At 69.2% G+C, this 15,316-nt stretch carries 12 protein-coding genes and 1 tRNA gene; 8 read left to right on the top strand and 5 right to left on the bottom strand.

Annotated elements, in window-relative coordinates:
• The first annotated feature begins 50 nt into the window (after positions 1 to 50).
• From murJ to radA, 8 genes are all read left to right on the top strand, one after another.
• Positions 51 to 1,709, top strand: coding sequence for a murein biosynthesis integral membrane protein MurJ (murJ, locus tag ACTJIL_RS06990; protein WP_440754819.1), 1,659 nt, complete (start codon positions 51 to 53; stop codon positions 1,707 to 1,709).
• Positions 1,710 to 1,815: 106 nt separating this feature from the next.
• A complete protein-coding gene (locus tag ACTJIL_RS06985; protein WP_440754818.1) occupies positions 1,816 to 2,799 on the top strand; it encodes a bifunctional riboflavin kinase/FAD synthetase in 984 nt (327 codons plus the stop codon).
• Between the two features lie 82 nt (positions 2,800 to 2,881).
• A complete protein-coding gene (ileS, locus tag ACTJIL_RS06980) occupies positions 2,882 to 5,680 on the top strand; it encodes an isoleucine--tRNA ligase (protein WP_440755869.1) in 2,799 nt (932 codons plus the stop codon).
• A gap of 50 nt (positions 5,681 to 5,730) precedes the next feature.
• Positions 5,731 to 6,234, top strand: a complete 504-nt coding sequence (gene lspA / locus ACTJIL_RS06975; protein WP_440754817.1) for a signal peptidase II — start codon at positions 5,731 to 5,733, stop codon at positions 6,232 to 6,234.
• A 297-nt stretch (positions 6,235 to 6,531) separates the two neighbouring features.
• Positions 6,532 to 7,485, top strand: a complete 954-nt coding sequence (ispH, locus tag ACTJIL_RS06970; protein ID WP_440754816.1) for a 4-hydroxy-3-methylbut-2-enyl diphosphate reductase — start codon at positions 6,532 to 6,534, stop codon at positions 7,483 to 7,485.
• Positions 7,486 to 7,550: 65 nt separating this feature from the next.
• Positions 7,551 to 7,626: transfer RNA gene (locus ACTJIL_RS06965), tRNA-Thr, on the top strand.
• A 26-nt stretch (positions 7,627 to 7,652) separates the two neighbouring features.
• Positions 7,653 to 7,967 (top strand): hypothetical protein, encoded by a 315-nt coding sequence (locus ACTJIL_RS06960; protein WP_440754815.1) that lies wholly within the window; start codon positions 7,653 to 7,655, stop codon positions 7,965 to 7,967.
• Between the two features lie 97 nt (positions 7,968 to 8,064).
• Entirely contained in the window at positions 8,065 to 9,459 is a 1,395-nt protein-coding gene (gene radA / locus ACTJIL_RS06955) for a DNA repair protein RadA (protein ID WP_440754814.1), read from the top strand.
• Between the two features lie 108 nt (positions 9,460 to 9,567).
• Here the strand turns inward: radA and ACTJIL_RS06950 are convergent, their stop codons facing one another.
• The 5 genes from ACTJIL_RS06950 to ACTJIL_RS06930 form a co-directional block, all read right to left on the bottom strand.
• Positions 9,568 to 11,172: a DHA2 family efflux MFS transporter permease subunit gene (locus ACTJIL_RS06950; RefSeq protein ID WP_440754813.1), complete on the bottom strand. Its 1,605-nt coding sequence runs from the start codon at positions 11,170 to 11,172 to the stop codon at positions 9,568 to 9,570.
• 9 nt (positions 11,173 to 11,181) lie between these two features.
• On the bottom strand, positions 11,182 to 12,381 hold the full coding sequence (locus tag ACTJIL_RS06945) for an HlyD family efflux transporter periplasmic adaptor subunit (RefSeq protein WP_440754812.1): 1,200 nt from the start codon (positions 12,379 to 12,381) through the stop codon (positions 11,182 to 11,184).
• Positions 12,378 to 13,892: an efflux transporter outer membrane subunit gene (locus ACTJIL_RS06940; RefSeq protein ID WP_440754811.1), complete on the bottom strand. Its 1,515-nt coding sequence runs from the start codon at positions 13,890 to 13,892 to the stop codon at positions 12,378 to 12,380. The genes ACTJIL_RS06945 and ACTJIL_RS06940 overlap by 4 nt, the downstream gene beginning before the upstream one ends.
• A gap of 3 nt (positions 13,893 to 13,895) precedes the next feature.
• Positions 13,896 to 14,348 (bottom strand): MarR family winged helix-turn-helix transcriptional regulator, encoded by a 453-nt coding sequence (locus ACTJIL_RS06935; protein ID WP_440754810.1) that lies wholly within the window; start codon positions 14,346 to 14,348, stop codon positions 13,896 to 13,898.
• Positions 14,349 to 14,449: 101 nt separating this feature from the next.
• Complete coding sequence (locus ACTJIL_RS06930; protein WP_440754809.1) at positions 14,450 to 15,241, bottom strand: cytochrome C assembly family protein; 792 nt, start codon at positions 15,239 to 15,241, stop codon at positions 14,450 to 14,452.
• Between the last annotated feature and the right edge of the window lie 75 nt (positions 15,242 to 15,316).

Here is a 15,316-nt window from a genome sequence, read left to right as displayed (position 1 = left end):
GGCAATCCAGTGACTTGCGTCAACAGCCAGGCCCCGGCCGGAGGCCTGGCTTGAGCGCCCCCGACCCGGCGGCGGCCGCGCCGCGCAGGACCGGCCTGCTGCGCTCGACCGCGGTGTTCAGCGCGATGACCTTCCTGTCGCGTGTTTCCGGGCTGGTCCGCGACCAGGTCTACGCGGCGGTATTTGGCGCCAGTCCGGCCATGGACGCCTTCGTGGTCGCGTTCCGGATCCCCAATTTCATGCGCCGGCTGTCGGCCGAGGGCTCGTTTTCGATGGCCTTCGTGCCGGTCCTGGCCGAGTACAAGAGCCGGCACGGCCACGACGCGGTCAAGGAGCTGGTGGACCGCGTCGCCGGCACCCTGACCGCCTTCCTGCTGGTGCTGACCGCCGCGGCGGTGCTGCTGGCGCCATGGATCATGCCGCTGTTCGCGCCGGGCTTCGGCGCCGATACCGGGCAGGGCCAGCTGGCCGCGGAGATGCTGCGCATCACGTTCCCGTATGCGCTGTTCATCTCGCTGGCCTCGCTGGCCGGCGGCATCCTCAACAGCTACGACCGCTTCGCCATCCCGGCGCTGTCGCCGGTGCTGATGAACCTGTCGATGATCGCGGCGGCGCTGTGCCTGGCGCCGCTGATGCAGTCGTGGGGCTACAACCCGGTGCTGGCGCTGGCCTGGGGCGTGTTCGCCGCGGGCATCCTGCAGCTGGGGTTCCAGTTGCCGTCGCTGGCCAGACTCGGCTTGCTGCCGCGGCCGCGCTGGGGCGTGGCGCATGCCGGGGTGCGCCGGATCATGAAGCTGATGGTGCCGACCCTGTTCGGCGCGTCGGTCGCGCAGGTGAACCTGCTGCTGAACACGATCATGGCCTCGTTCCTGATCGGCGGCAGCGTGACCTGGCTGTACTACACCGATCGCCTGCTGGAGTTCCCGCTGGGGATGTTCGGCGTCGCGATCGGCACGGTGATCCTGCCGCACCTGTCCAGCCGCCATGCCTCCACCGACCCGCAGGGCTTTTCGAAAGCCCTGGACTGGGGATTCCGGCTGTGCCTGCTGATCGGCGTGCCCGCCTGCCTCGGCCTGGTCCTGTGCGCGGAACCGCTGATCGCGACCCTGTTCCAGCACGGCAACTTCGTCGCGCACGACACCGCGATGGCGCGCCTGAGCCTGGTGGCGCAGGCCACCGCGGTGCCCGCGTTCCTGCTGGTCAAGGTGCTCGCGCCGGCGTTCTATTCGCGCCAGGACACGAAGACGCCGGTGAAGGCGGCCGTGGTGTCGGTGGCGGGCAACATACTGTTCACCGCGCTGCTGATGCTGGGCCTGCTGCTGCTGACCGGGATCGGCCGCGAAGCGATGGACGCGTCCGGCGGCAATCCGTTCAAGGCGCTGGGCCGCATTCCCGGTGCGCACGCCTGCCTGGCGCTGGCGATCGCGCTGGCGGGCTGGCTCAACGCGATCCAGCTGTGGTGGTACCTGCGGCGGGCGGCGGTGTACGCCGTGCAGCCCGGCTGGAAGACGTTCCTGCGGCAGCTGGCGTTCGCGGCCGCGGCGCTGGTGGCGGTTGTAATGGCCATCCTCTGGCAATGGCAGGACTGGACCACATGGCCCTGGTGGGAGCGGATCTGGCGGCTGGCGGTGGTGGTTGGCGCCGGTGCGCTCGCATATGGGGCCGCGCTCTGGCTGCAGGGCATCCGCCCGCGCCACCTGCGGCACTGACGGGCTTGGGTTTGTTGCGCCGCAGCTATACTTTTCGGTTCCGGGCAGCGCGAATCCATCGCGGCGCATGGTCTTCCACGACCGGGCGGCCCCACATCGAGACTCCATGAACCGGCTGTTCCGCGACGTCGAAGGCGGGCCCCTGTGCCCCCACGGCAGTGTGGTCTGCATCGGCGCCTTCGACGGCCTGCACCTGGGTCATCGCGCGCTGGTGGGCCATGCGGCGGCGCGCGCGCGCGCGCTGGGCGTGCCGATGGTGGCGCTGAGCTTCGAGCCGCTGCCGCGCGAGTTCTTCGCCCAGGGCGAGCCGCCGCCGCGGCTGCAGCTGCCGCGGGCGAAGTTCGAAGGCCTGCGCGGGCTTGGCGCGGACCTGGTCGGCCTGCTGCGCTTCGACGCCCGCATGGTGGCGATGAGCGCGGAGGACTTCGTGCGCAGCGTGCTGGTACGGCGGTTGTCGGCGCGCGAGGTGCATGTTGGGCCGGACTTCCGCTTCGGCCACCGTCGCGCCGGCGACCTAGCCATGCTTCGGCGCGAGGGCGCCGCGCACGGTTTCACCGCCGATGCGATCGAACCGGTACGGCTCGACGGCGAGCGCGTGTCCAGCACCCGCATCCGCACCGCGCTGCAGGACGGGGCCTTCGATATCGCCTCGCGCCTGCTGGGCGCGCCGTATGCGATCGGCGGGCGCGTCGTGCGCGGCCGCCAGCTCGGGCGGACGCTCGGTTACCCCACCGCCAACCTGCGCTTCGACAACAAGCGGCCGGCGTTGTCGGGCATCTACGCCACGCGCGTGCATGGCGTCGGTGCGCAGCCGTGGCCGTCGGTCTCGAGTTTCGGCACCCGGCCGACGGTAGGCGGCGTCGAGCCGCTGCTCGAAGCGCACCTGTTCGATTTCGACGGCGACCTGTACGGTCGCCGGATCGAGGTCGAATTCGTCGCCAGGCTCCGGGACGAAGAGAAGTTCCCCGACCTGCCGGCCCTGGTCGCGCAGATGGACCGCGACGCGCAACAGGCGCGCCGCCTGCTCGCCCCCGAGCAAGAGCCCGCATGTGCAACTGCGGGCTTTCCACGAGAAGCATTGAGACGATGAGCCCAGCGTGAGCGCAGACAAACCCATCAAGGCTGACAACCCGTACAAGGCCACGCTGCACCTGCCGGCCACCGATTTCCCCATGCGCGGCGACCTGCCGAAGCGCGAGCCGGACATCCTGGCGCGCTGGGAGTCGGAAGGGTTGTATGCGCGCCTGCGCGAGAACGCGAAGGGCCGCGATCTGTTCGTGCTGCACGACGGCCCGCCGTATGCGAACGGCGTGATTCATCTCGGCCACGCGGTCAACAAGATCCTCAAGGACATCATCGTCAAGTCGAAGTACCTGGCCGGCTTCGATGCGCCGTATATCCCGGGCTGGGACTGCCACGGCCTGCCGATCGAGATCGCGATCGAAAAGAAGTACGGCAAGGTCGGGGTGAAGCTCGACGCGGTCGAGTTCCGACAGAAGTGCCGCGAGTACGCGAACGCGCAGATCGACGTGCAGCGCAAGGACTTCAAGCGCCTGGGCGTGATCGGCGACTGGGAAAACCCGTACAAGACCCTCGACTTCAGGTTCGAAGCCGACGAAATGCGCGCGCTGGCCAAGGTGATCGACAACGGCCACCTGCTGCGCGGCGTCAAGCCGGTGTACTGGTGCTTCGACTGCGGCTCGGCGCTGGCTGAAGCGGAGATCGAATACCACGACAAGGTCTCGCCCGCGGTCGACGTGGCCTACGCCGCGCGCGATGCGAAGGCATTGGCGCGGCTGTTCGGCACCGACCTGCCCGAGGGCGCCGAGGTGGCCGTGCCGATCTGGACCACCACGCCGTGGACGCTGCCGGCCTCGCTGGCGGTGTCGCTGGGCGCGGAGCTCGAATACGCACTGGTCGAAGGTCCGTCGCACGACGGCAAGCCCCGCTGGCTGGTGCTGGCCGAAGGGCTGGTCGGCAAGGCGCTGCAGCGCTACGGCGTGGATGAGGCGGTGGTGCACGGGCGCGCCACCGGCGCCGCGCTCGAAGGCCAGTTGCTGGCGCACCCGTTCTACGCCGAGCGCGACATCCCGCTGATCCTTGCCGAACACGTCTCGGCCGAGGACGGCACCGGCGCAGTACATACCGCACCGGGTCACGGCCAGGAGGACTTCGTCGCCGGGCAGAAGTACGGGCTGGTCGAGCAGTACACGGCCGCCCAGCTCAATCCGGTCGACGGGCGCGGCGTGTACCTGCCGTCGACCCCGCCGGCGGGCGATGTCGATCTGGCCGGGATGCACATCTGGAAGGCCAACGACGCCATCGTCGAGGTGCTGCGCGGCAGCGGCGCGCTGCTCGCGTTCGCCAGGCTCGAACACAGCTATCCGCACTGCTGGCGGCACAAGACGCCGGTAGCGTTCCGCGCCACGCCGCAGTGGTTCATCTCGATGGACCAGGCCCACCTGCGCCGCGACGCGCTCGAAGCCATCAAGGGCGTCAAGTGGTACCCCGCCTGGGGCGAGGCGCGCATCGCCGGCATGATCGAAGGCCGGCCCGACTGGACGATCTCGCGCCAGCGCACCTGGGGCGTGCCGATCGCGCTGTTCGTGCATCGCGAAACCGGCGAGGCGCATCCGCGCAGCACCGAAATCATGCGCGCGGTGGCCGAGCGCGTGGAGGAGAGTGGGGTGGACGTCTGGTATTCGCTGGACCCGGCGGAACTGCTCGGCGACGAGGCGAAGGACTACGACCGCATCACCGACATCCTCGATGTCTGGTTCGACTCCGGCGTCACCCATGAGGGCGTGCTGCTCGAACGCGGCCTCGGCAAGCCGGCCGACCTGTACCTGGAAGGCTCCGACCAGCACCGTGGCTGGTTCCAGTCGTCGCTGCTGACCGGCGTGGCGATCGACAAGGCCGCGCCATACCGGCAGTGCCTGACGCATGGCTTCACCGTCGACGAGCACGGCCGCAAGATGTCGAAATCGCTCGGCAACGGCATCGAGCCGCAGGACATCATGAAGACGCTGGGCGCGGACATCCTGCGACTGTGGATCGCATCGGCCGATTACAGCAACGAGATGTCGCTGTCGCAGGAGATCCTCAAGCGCAACGCCGACGCCTATCGCCGTATCCGCAACACCGCGCGCTTCCTGCTCGGCAACCTGCATGGCTTCGATCCGGACAAGCACCTGCGTCCGCTCGACGACATGGTCGCGCTGGACCGCTGGATCGTGCACCGCGCGTTCGAGGTGCAGCAGAAGATCGTCGACGCGTACGGGCGCTACGACTTCGCCGAGATCGTGCAGGCGCTGCTGAACTTCTGCAGCGTCGACCTCGGCTCGCTGTACCTCGACGTCACCAAGGACCGGCTCTACACCATGCCGGAGGATTCACGCGGGCGCCGCAGCGCGCAGAGCGCGATGTACCGCATCACCGAGGCGTTCGTGCGCTGGATCACGCCGGTGCTCAGCTTCACCGCCGACGAGATGTGGGGCTACCTCCCCGCGTCCGTCGACGGCGCCGCGCGCAAGGACAACGTGCTGTTCGCGACCTGGTACGACGGCCTGGCTCCGATGGACGAAGCCGCGACACCATCGGCCAAGGAATTCGACGCGCTGCTGGCGCTGCGCGAGCAGGTCGCCAAGGTGCTCGAGCCGATGCGTGCCGGCGGCGAGATCGGCGCGGCGCTGGAAGCCGAGATCGGCCTGAAATGCGGCGTCTCCGACCAGAACTGGCTGGCGCCGTTGGTCGACGAGCTGCGTTTCCTGCTGATCAGCGGCGACGTCACCCTCGAGGCCGACGGCGATGCGCACGAGATCACGGTGCTCGCGCGCCGCACGGAAAAGCCGAAGTGCGTGCGCTGCTGGCACCATCGCGCCGACGTCGGCAGCGATGCCGCGCATCCGCAGCTGTGCGGGCGTTGCGTGTCCAACATCGAAGGGCCGGGCGAAGACCGGAAGTGGTTCTGATGTGCCCTTCTCCCGGAGGGAGAAGGAACAACAAAAGGCAATGACATCGAATGTCGACCCATCCCAAACCCAACGCGCTGATCTGGCTGGTCCTCTCGGTCATCGTCATCGCCCTCGACCAGTGGACCAAGGCCTGGGTGCTGTCGAGCCTGCCCGAGTACCAGCCGGTGCCGGTGATCGACGGCTTCTGGAACTGGTATCGCACCTACAACACCGGCGCGGCGTTCAGCTTCCTGTCCGATGCTGGCGGCTGGCAGACGTGGCTGTTCTCGGCGCTGGCGGTCGGCATCAGCGGGCTGCTGGCGTTCTGGCTGTCGCGCACCCCGCGCGGTGACTGGCGCACGGCGCTGCCGTTCGCGCTGGTGGTGGGCGGCGCGGTGGGCAACGTCATCGACCGCATCGCCCACGGCCACGTCATCGATTTCATCCAGTGGTACTGGCGCGACCACTACTGGCCGGCGTTCAACATCGCCGATTCGGCGATCGTCGCCGGGGCGGTGGGAATCGCCCTATTCGGGCTGTTCCAGCGCAAGCCGGCGCCGCCCGGGAAGTAATCCAGCCCTTCTCCCGCTTGCGGGAGAAGGTGGCGCGAAGCGACAGATGAGGGGCTTTTGACGCTCCGGCGTTCAGCCCTGGCTTCTTTTGAGCGAGTCGCGACCTGAGACTCCCTCACCCCCTCCCGCGCGCCGCCCCGGCGCAGCGCGCCGGGCGTTCGAATGGCCCGCGCGGCAGTGCCGCCAGGCGGGCCACCCTCACCCCGCAAGCGGGAGAGGGGAGAATGCGCCATGCGGAAATCGCCCCGGTAGCGGAAAGGACGGCTTTGGGGTCGTATCTCCGGTAAAATCGGTGCCATGGACATCGTCCTCGCCAACCCCCGCGGCTTCTGCGCCGGCGTCGACCGCGCGATCGAGATCGTCAAGCGCGCGATCGAGACGCTTGGTGCGCCGATCTACGTGCGCCACGAGGTCGTGCACAACCGCTACGTGGTCGACGACCTCAAGCAGCGCGGCGCGATCTTCGTCGAGGAGCTCGACGAGGTGCCGGACGACGCCACGGTGATCTTCAGCGCGCACGGCGTCTCGCAGGCCGTGCGCAACGAAGCCGGGCGGCGTGGGCTCAAGGTGTTCGACGCGACCTGTCCGCTGGTGACCAAGGTGCATTTCGAAGTCGCGCGCCACTGCCGCGCCGGCCGCGACGTGGTGCTGATCGGCCATGCCGGCCATCCCGAGGTCGAGGGCACGATGGGGCAGTGGGACCGCGAGTGCGGGACCGGCCGCATCTACCTGGTCGAGGACGTCGAGGACGTGGCTGCGCTGGAAGTCGAGCAGCCCGACAATCTTGCCTATACCACCCAGACCACGCTGTCGGTCGACGACACCCGCGGCGTGATCGAGGCGCTCAGGGACCGGTTCCCCGCGATCCAGGGCCCGAAGAACGACGACATCTGCTACGCCACCCAGAACCGCCAGGACGCCGTGCGCGAGCTTGCCGCGCAATGCGACCTGGTGCTGGTGGTCGGTTCGCCGAACAGTTCCAATTCCAACCGCCTGCGCGAGCTGGCCGAGCGCGAGGGCGTCGAGGCGTACCTGATCGACGGCGCCGACGAGATCGACCCGCAGTGGGTCGAGGGCCGCCGCCACATCGGCGTCACCGCCGGCGCCTCGGCCCCCGACGTGCTGGTGCGCGGCGTAATCGAGCGCCTGCAGGCGCTGGGCGCCGCCGCCGGCCTGCGCGAGCTGTCCGGCGAACCGGAAAGCATGGTCTTCGCGCTGCCCAAGGAACTGCGCATGCAGCTGGTCGATTGACCCTGCCTGCGTTGAAACCTAGAATTCACGGCCCGCGACCGGTGACGGTCGGGCCAGGCAACATCGCCGGAATAGCTCAGTTGGTAGAGCGGCGCATTCGTAATGCGTAGGTCGTAGGTTCGATTCCTATTTCCGGCACCATCTTCACTGCCGTACCGAGCAAGCCCATGGATCCGATTGCCCTAGAAGACCTCGCCCTGCTCGAGGTGCTGCAGCGGGTCGACCAGTGCCTTCCGCTGGAGTCGGGCGACACGAAGATCCACCAGCGCCTGGTCGACAGCGGCCTGGTAACCGTCGACACGGACCCGCTGCGGCTGACCTCCGCCGGCATCGAGCTGTGCAAGTCGCTGCAGCATCGCGTCGCCGCAGACGCGCAGGCCGCGAAGATCATCGAGCAGCGCGAAGCGGATGATGGCGTCGCGGCCAGCGATGGCAATGGGTCCGACCCGCACGGCGACCTGGAAACACCGCGCGCCCGTTGACGGCGCGATCGCTTCGCCCGCCGCTCGGGCGCGGTCGGATGATCTCCGTCCTTGCGACGCCGTTCGGCTAGAGTGCCGGCGTCGAACGGGGAACCCAATGGCCGTAAAGCCCACCAGCAAGGTAAGGACCGCCTACGTCTGCAGCGAGTGCGGCGGCGAGCACAACAAGTGGCAGGGCCAGTGCGGCGAATGCGGGGCGTGGAACTCGCTGTCCGAGATCGTGCTCGAGTCGGCCGCGGCGGCGAAGTCGCCGGCGTCGCGGCGCAGCGGCTGGGCGGGGAAGGTCGACGCGCCGAAGGTGACCGCGCTCAAGGACGTCCGCCATCACGAGGATGCGCGCGTCACCACCGGCATCGGCGAGTTCGACCGCGTGCTTGGCGGCGGGCTGGTCGAGGGTGCGGTGGTGCTGGTCGGCGGCGACCCCGGCATCGGCAAGTCCACGCTGCTGCTGCAGGCGGTCACGCAGATGGCGGCGACGCTGCCCGGCCTGTACGTCACCGGCGAGGAATCGCTGGCGCAGGTGGCAGGCCGCGCGGCGCGCCTGGGGCTGCCGCTCGATGGCGTCAATGCGCTGGCCGAGACCGGCGTCGAGCGCATCCTCGAACACGCCTCCGCGCTGCAGCCGAAACTGATCGTGGCCGATTCGATCCAGACCCTGTGGACCGAGTCGCTGACCGCCGCGCCGGGCTCGGTGAGCCAGGTGCGCGAATCGGCCGCGCGCCTGGTGCGCTACGCCAAGGAAACCGGCGCTGCCGTATTCCTGGTCGGCCACGTCACCAAGGAAGGCGGCATCGCCGGCCCGCGCGTGCTCGAGCACATGGTCGACGCGGTGCTGTATTTCGAAGGCGACAGCGGCAGTCGTTTCCGCGTGCTGCGCGCGTTCAAGAACCGCTTCGGCGCGGTCAACGAGCTGGGCGTGTTCGCGATGGGCGAGAAGGGCCTGAAGGAAGTGCCGAATCCCTCGGCGATCTTTCTCTCCGGCGGCAGCACGCAGCAGCCCGGCAGCTGCGTGATGGTCACGCGCGAAGGCACGCGGCCGCTGCTGGTGGAGGTGCAGGCGCTGGTCGACGCGTCGCCCTTGTCGAATCCGCGCCGGGTCGCGGTGGGCCTCGAGCAGAATCGCCTCGCGATGCTGCTGGCGGTGCTGCATCGCCACGGCGGCATCGTGGTGTCCGACCAGGACGTGTTCGTCAACGTGGTCGGCGGTATCCGCGTGCAGGAGACCGCAGCCGACCTCCCCGTGCTGCTCGCGGTGCTTTCCTCGCTGCGCGACCAGCCGCTGGCCGACAAGACCGTCGCCTTCGGCGAAGTGGGCCTGAGCGGCGAGATCCGCCCGATCCCCAACGGCGAGGAGCGGTTGAAGGAAGCGGCCACGCACGGGTTCAAGCGCGCGATCGTGCCGAAGGCCAATGCGCCGAAGGGTGGCAGCTACAAGGGGATGGAGGTGGTCGCCGTGGAGCGCCTGGCCGACGCCCTGGAAGCTGCCGGCTGACGCCGGTCCGGGCTACGCGCCCGCATCCAGTGCAGCCAGAATCCTTCGCTGCAGGCCGGGGCGACGTCGACGGAACCCTCGCGTCGGGGGCATAGCCCCCGACCTGCATCAATGTCCGCTGGCTGCGCCGCCGCCCATCTTTGCCGCGAATGGCGGCCTGGCGAGCCAGACGAACGCGATCACGCCGATGAACAGGATGCCGAGCAGATGGAAGATCTCGTTGAAGCCGATCTGCGCGGCCTGCTGGAAGATCATGTGGTCCAGCGCCAGCGCGCCGCGCTGCAGGACCTGCCCCGGACCTGATCCGGGGTCGCCCTGGCCGAGCGCCTCGACGGTCTGGCGGATCACCGGATCGGCGGCGGGGATGTGCTCGGTGAGCTGCGCATGGTGGATGACGGTGCGCTGGTTCCAGGCCCACGTTGTCAGGGACGCGGCGAAGCTGCCGCCAAGGGTGCGGAAGAACGTCGCCACACCCGAGCCCGATGCGATTTCGTGCGGCTCCAGGTCCGACAGCAGGATCGTCAGCACCGGCATGAAGAACAGCGCGACACCCAGGCCCATCCACAGTTGCACCATCGCCACGCGCTCGAAGTCGACGTCGAGGTTGAACCCGGCGCGCGCGAAACTGGTGGCGGCCATCGCGATGAACGCCAGGCTCGCCACGATGCGCAGGTCGAAGCGGGTCGCGTACTTGCCCACGAACGGGGTCAACAGCACCGGCAACACACCGATGGGCGCGGTCGCCAGGCCTGCCCAGATCGGCGTGTAGCCGAGGTTGCGCTGCAGCCATAGCGGGATGATCAGCGCCACCGCGAAGAACGCGGCGTAGGCCAGCACCAGCGCGATCGTGCCGGTGGCGAAGTTGCGGTGCCGGAACAGCCGCAGGTCAACGATGGGGTCGGAATCGGTGAGTTCCCAGATGAAGAACACCGCCAGCGCGATCACCGCGACGATCGCCAGCACCACGATCTTGGTGGAGTTGAACCAATCCTCGTCGTTGCCCAGGTCGAGCAGGATCTGCAGCGCGCCGACACCAACCACCAGCGTTGCCAGGCCGACGTAATCCATCCGGGGCTTGTCGAGCCTCTCCGGACGGCCACGCAGTTGGCGCGCGACGACGAAGCTGACGAAGATGCCGATCGGCACGTTGATGAAGAAGATCCATTCCCAGCTGTAGTTGTCGGTGATCCAGCCGCCCAGGATCGGGCCGGCGATCGGCGCGACGACGGTCACCATCGCGAGCAGTGCGATGGCCTGCCCGCGCTTGGCCGGGGGATAGATCGAGATCATCAGCGCCTGCGCCACCGGGTACATGGGGCCGGCGACGAAGCCCTGCAGCGCGCGAGCGGCCACCAGCATCCCCATGGAGGTGGCCAGGCCGCACAGCAGCGAGGCGATCGCGAACGCGAACGTGGCCCAGATGAACAGTCGTCGCTCGCCGAACCGGCGGGTCAGGAAGCCGGTCAGCGGCAGCGCGATCGCGTTGCTGACCGCGAACGAGGTGATGACCCAGACGGCCTGGTTGGCGCTGGCGCCGAGGTTGCCGGAAATCGTGGGCAGCGAGACGTTGGCGATGGTGATGTCCAGCACCTGCATGAACATCGCCAGCGCGATGCCGATCGTCGCCAGCGCCATGTTCGGCGGGCGGAAAGGCTTCGCTGGATCGTGCGCGGACGGCGCGCCGCCGTCAGCCTGTTCGACGGTCGTGGACATGGCCGCGGATCAGTTGCGCGCGCTTTGCGGCAGGTTCTGTTCGATGATGCGCGTGATCAGCGCATTGGCATCGTCGAGCTGGCTGGCGTAGGCCTGCGTGCTCAGCAAGGGCTCTGCGCCCTTGCGCGCCCTGGCCATCACCGCGCCGTCCTGGTCGCGGATGGAAACGTCCACGGCCATGCTCAGTCCAAGCCGCAGCGGATGCTCGGCCAGCTGCTTCGGGTCAAGGTCGATCCGCACCGGCACGCGCTGCACGATCTTGATCCAGTTGCCGCTGGCGTTCTGTGCCGGCAGCAGCGAGAACGCGCTGCCCGTGCCCATGCCGAGGCTGGCGACCTTGCCGTCGTACTTCACGCTGCCGCCGTACAGGTCGGCGCGCACCTCGACCGGCTGGCCGATGCGCATCTTCGTCAGCTGCGTCTCCTTGAAGTTGGCCTCCACCCACATCTGCTCGATCGGCACGATGGTCATCAGCGTGGTGCCCGGCTGCACGCGCTGGCCCAGCTGCACGCTGCGCTGCGCGACGTAGCCCGACACCGGCGCGACGATCGCCGTGCGCTGCAGGTTGAGGTAGGCCTGCCGCAACTGCGCCGCGGCGGCCTGGACCTGCGGTTGCCCTTGCACGGTCGTGGCATCCACCAGCGCGCGGCTGCGCGCGAGCTGGCCATGCGAGGCAGACAGCGCGGCCTCGGCGGCGGCGAGCATGTCGCGTGCATGCGCGAGTTCTTCGCGCGACACCGCGCCGGTGGCAACCAGTCCTTCGCGTCGCTTCGCGTCGGCGCGCGCCTGCGCCACCGCGACCTGGCGCGCCTTGATGTCGGCCTGGCCGGCGTCGACGCTGCTGTACAGGCCGCGGACCTGGCGCACGGTGCCGGCGAGGTTGGCGACGGCCTGGTCGTAGGCGACCTGCGCGTCGTTGGGGTCGAGTTCCACCAGCGGCTGGCCGGCTTCGACCTTCATGCCCTCATCGGCGTCGATGCTGACCACCGTACCGATCGTCTGCGGCACGATGCTGACCACGTTGCCCTGCACGTAGGCGTCGTCGGTGTCCTGGTGCCAGCGTGCGACCAGCAGGTAGTACGCCAGCCAGGCGATGCCGGCCAGGACCACGACCGTCGCGAGGATCAGCAATGCACGCTTGCGCTTGCCGTTCTTCGGCGCGGGCGCGGCGGTGGGAGTGGCGGCTTGCGGATTGATTTCGGACGTCATGGCGTGGGGGCCCCGGCAAGGTCTGGGTTGGAATCGGATTCGGGAGCGGCATCCGGGCCGGCGAGCACGAGGCCGCCGCCGAGCGCGCGGTCGAGATCGACCGTGGCCGCATAGCGCTGCGCGCGCAGCGCGGCGAGTTGCTGTTCGAGCTGCAGCAGCGGACGCTGCGCCGACAGCACGTCGAGCTGGGTGCCGATGCCGGCCTGGTAGCGGGTGTCGGCCAGTTGCAGCGCCGATTGCGCGGCGTCGCGCGCCTGCGTGGCCGAGGCGATCTGAGCGTCGAGCGCGCGCGCCGCCTGCACCGCATCGGTGACTTCATGCAGCGCCGCAACCAGCGACTGGTTGTAGCCGGCGACGGCGAGGTCGTAGTCGGCGTCCGATTTCGCCAACTGGCTGCGCAGGCCACCGCCGTCGAAGATCGGCAGGCTGATCGCGGGGCCGCCGAACCCCAGCAGCGCGTCGCCGCTGAACAGGTCGGACAGGCCGGCGGATGCGAGCCCGACCAGCGCGTTGAGGTTGATGCTGGGCTTGAATGCGGCCTTGCTCGCGTCGATGCCGCGGCTCGCGGCTTCCACCCGCCAGCGCGCGGCGACGACGTCGGCGCGGTGGCCGAGCAGTTCGCTGGGCAGCACCGCCGGCACGGCGGGCGAGGGCGCGTCGAGCAGGTGCGGACGGGTGATGTCGAGGCCGCGGTCCGGACCCTTGCCGAGCAGCGCGGCCAGCGCGTTGCGCAGCGCGTCGATCTGCTGCTGCGCCGACTGGGCCTGCTGCCTTGCCGCGGCGATGGTGCTTTCCGACTGGCGCAGCTGCAGCTGGTTGTCGAGGCCGGCTTCGACGCGCTGGCGGGCCAGGTCGCGCAGGTGCGAGGCGCGCGCCTGTTCGCGTTGCGCGACGTCGAGCATCTCGTGGGCCTGCGCGAACGCGATGTAGCTACGCGCGACGTTCGACGACAGCGCCAGCCGCGCGGCCTGCGCATCAATTTGTGCGGCGCGCGCCTGGCCGACGGCGGCCTCGTACTTCGCGCGCTTGCCGCCCCACAGGTCGGGCGCCCACTTGAAGTCGAGCATCAGCACGGTGCTGGCCTGCAGGTCGCCGCCCAGCGGCGCCGGCGCCAGTGTTTCGGGCAGTTGCACGGCGGTTTCCTGCGCGCTGGCGCCGAGCGTCGGCTTGCGAGCGGCGTCCGCCAGCCCGGCCTGCGCCTGGGCCTGGCGCACGCGCGCGTCGGCGGCGGCGAGCGAGGGGCTGTCCTGCAGCGCTTCGCGGATGAGCGTGTCGAGCTGGGGGTCGCCGAGCGCGGTCCACCAGTCCTGGGCCGGGAACGCGGCGTCGCTGAGCGCCTGCGGCCCCAGGCTGCGGCTGCTGGCGAGCGAATCGGCTTCGATCGCATGCTCCTCCGGCGCAAGTCCGCGGGTGCTGGCGCAGCCGGCCAGGACCAGCGCTGCGACAGACGCGAAAAAGACGGAAAGCACGAAGGGCAGCCCGCGGCGCGGGCGATGGCGTGGGGCGGCCATGGGTCAGGATTCCGTGGAGGTGAGGTTGTCGCGCGCGCGTTCGAGCAGCTGCGTGAGCACGCTGCGTTCTTCTTCGCTCATGCCGGCCATCGCGCGTTCACGCACGCGTTCACCGCACTTGTTGATGTCCTGCCAGATGGCCAGGCCGGACTCGGTCAGGTGGATGTTGAGCGCGCGTCGGTCGGTGGGGTCTGCCGTGCGGGCCACGATGCCCTTGGCGACGAGGCGGTCGAGCAGGCGCGTCATCGCGCCGGGATTGAGTTCGGCGGCGCGTGCCAGGTCGGTGACGCCGGTCGAGCCAATTGCCAGCTTTTTCAGCGTGACGTATTGGCTGAAGGTCAGGTCATGGCCCAGGTCGGCCAGTTCCAGCTTCATCCGCGCCCACATGGCGTCGCGGAGCTGCCGGAACAGCAGGCCGAGGCTCGCGCCGCTGTCGGGGAAGGCGGGGGTGTTCATGAGGGGCGGCATTTTGCTGCCCCATGCAATAGTTGTCAATGCAACTATTGTCCCGGCAATGGAATTGAAAATCCCGGTGTTCGCGGATTCAGCTTCGCCCCTCAGCTTGCGCGATGCAGGACCAGCTCCAGCACGAACTTGCTGCCGAAGAAGGCCAGCACCAGCAGCGCCATCGCCGCGAGCGTCCAGCGCACCGCGATCGCGCCACGCCAGCCGTAACGCCAGCGGCCGAGCAGCAGCGCGCCGAACGCCAGCCACGACAGCACGCTGAGCACCGTCTTGTGTACCAAGTGCTGGGCGAACAGGTCGTCGACGAACAGCACACCGGTGAGCAGGGTCGCGGTCAGCAGCACGAAACCCACGCCAATCGTGCGGAACAGCAGCGTTTCCAGTTCGGTCAGCGGCGGCAGCACGCGCAGCCAGGCGTGGAAGTCGCGCCGGCGCAGCGCGCCTTCCTGCAGCCACAGCATGATCGCCAGCAGCGCGGCGATCGCCAGCGTGGCGTAGGCGAGCAGGGCGCACCACGCATGCAGTTGCAGGCGCACGTCCAGCCCTTCGGCCAAGTGGTGGCCGTAGCCGGCGTAGCCGCCGAGCGCGGCGGCGGCGATCGGGAAGACCACCACGCCCAGCGTCGCCATCCGCCCGCGCGCACCGACCAGCAACGTCAGCAGCGCCATGCCGAGCCCCACCAGCGACAGCGCCGAGAAGAAGTGCAGGTCGGTGCCGCCGGCGTTGCGCCACACCATGGCGTGGTAACCGGCGTGCAGGGCAACGGCCGGCAGCGCGGGGAACAACCAGGCGCGTCCGCGGCGACGCTGTTCGCGCATCACGCCGGCCACCAGTGCGAATGCGGCCAGCAGGTAAAGGGCGATGGCGATGAGAACGATTGTCATCCGGGAAGTGTCGCACATGGCCGGCCCGCCGGAGCGTCCGCGGATGCGATCGCAGGCGCGGGTGCCGGCACGAGA

Origin of the sequence: Luteimonas sp. 22616, assembly GCF_052044325.1 — a bacterium.
Classification (GTDB): domain Bacteria; phylum Pseudomonadota; class Gammaproteobacteria; order Xanthomonadales; family Xanthomonadaceae; genus Luteimonas.
Note: the sequence above shows the minus strand (reverse complement) of the source record. Positions and strands in the feature narration are given on the sequence as shown.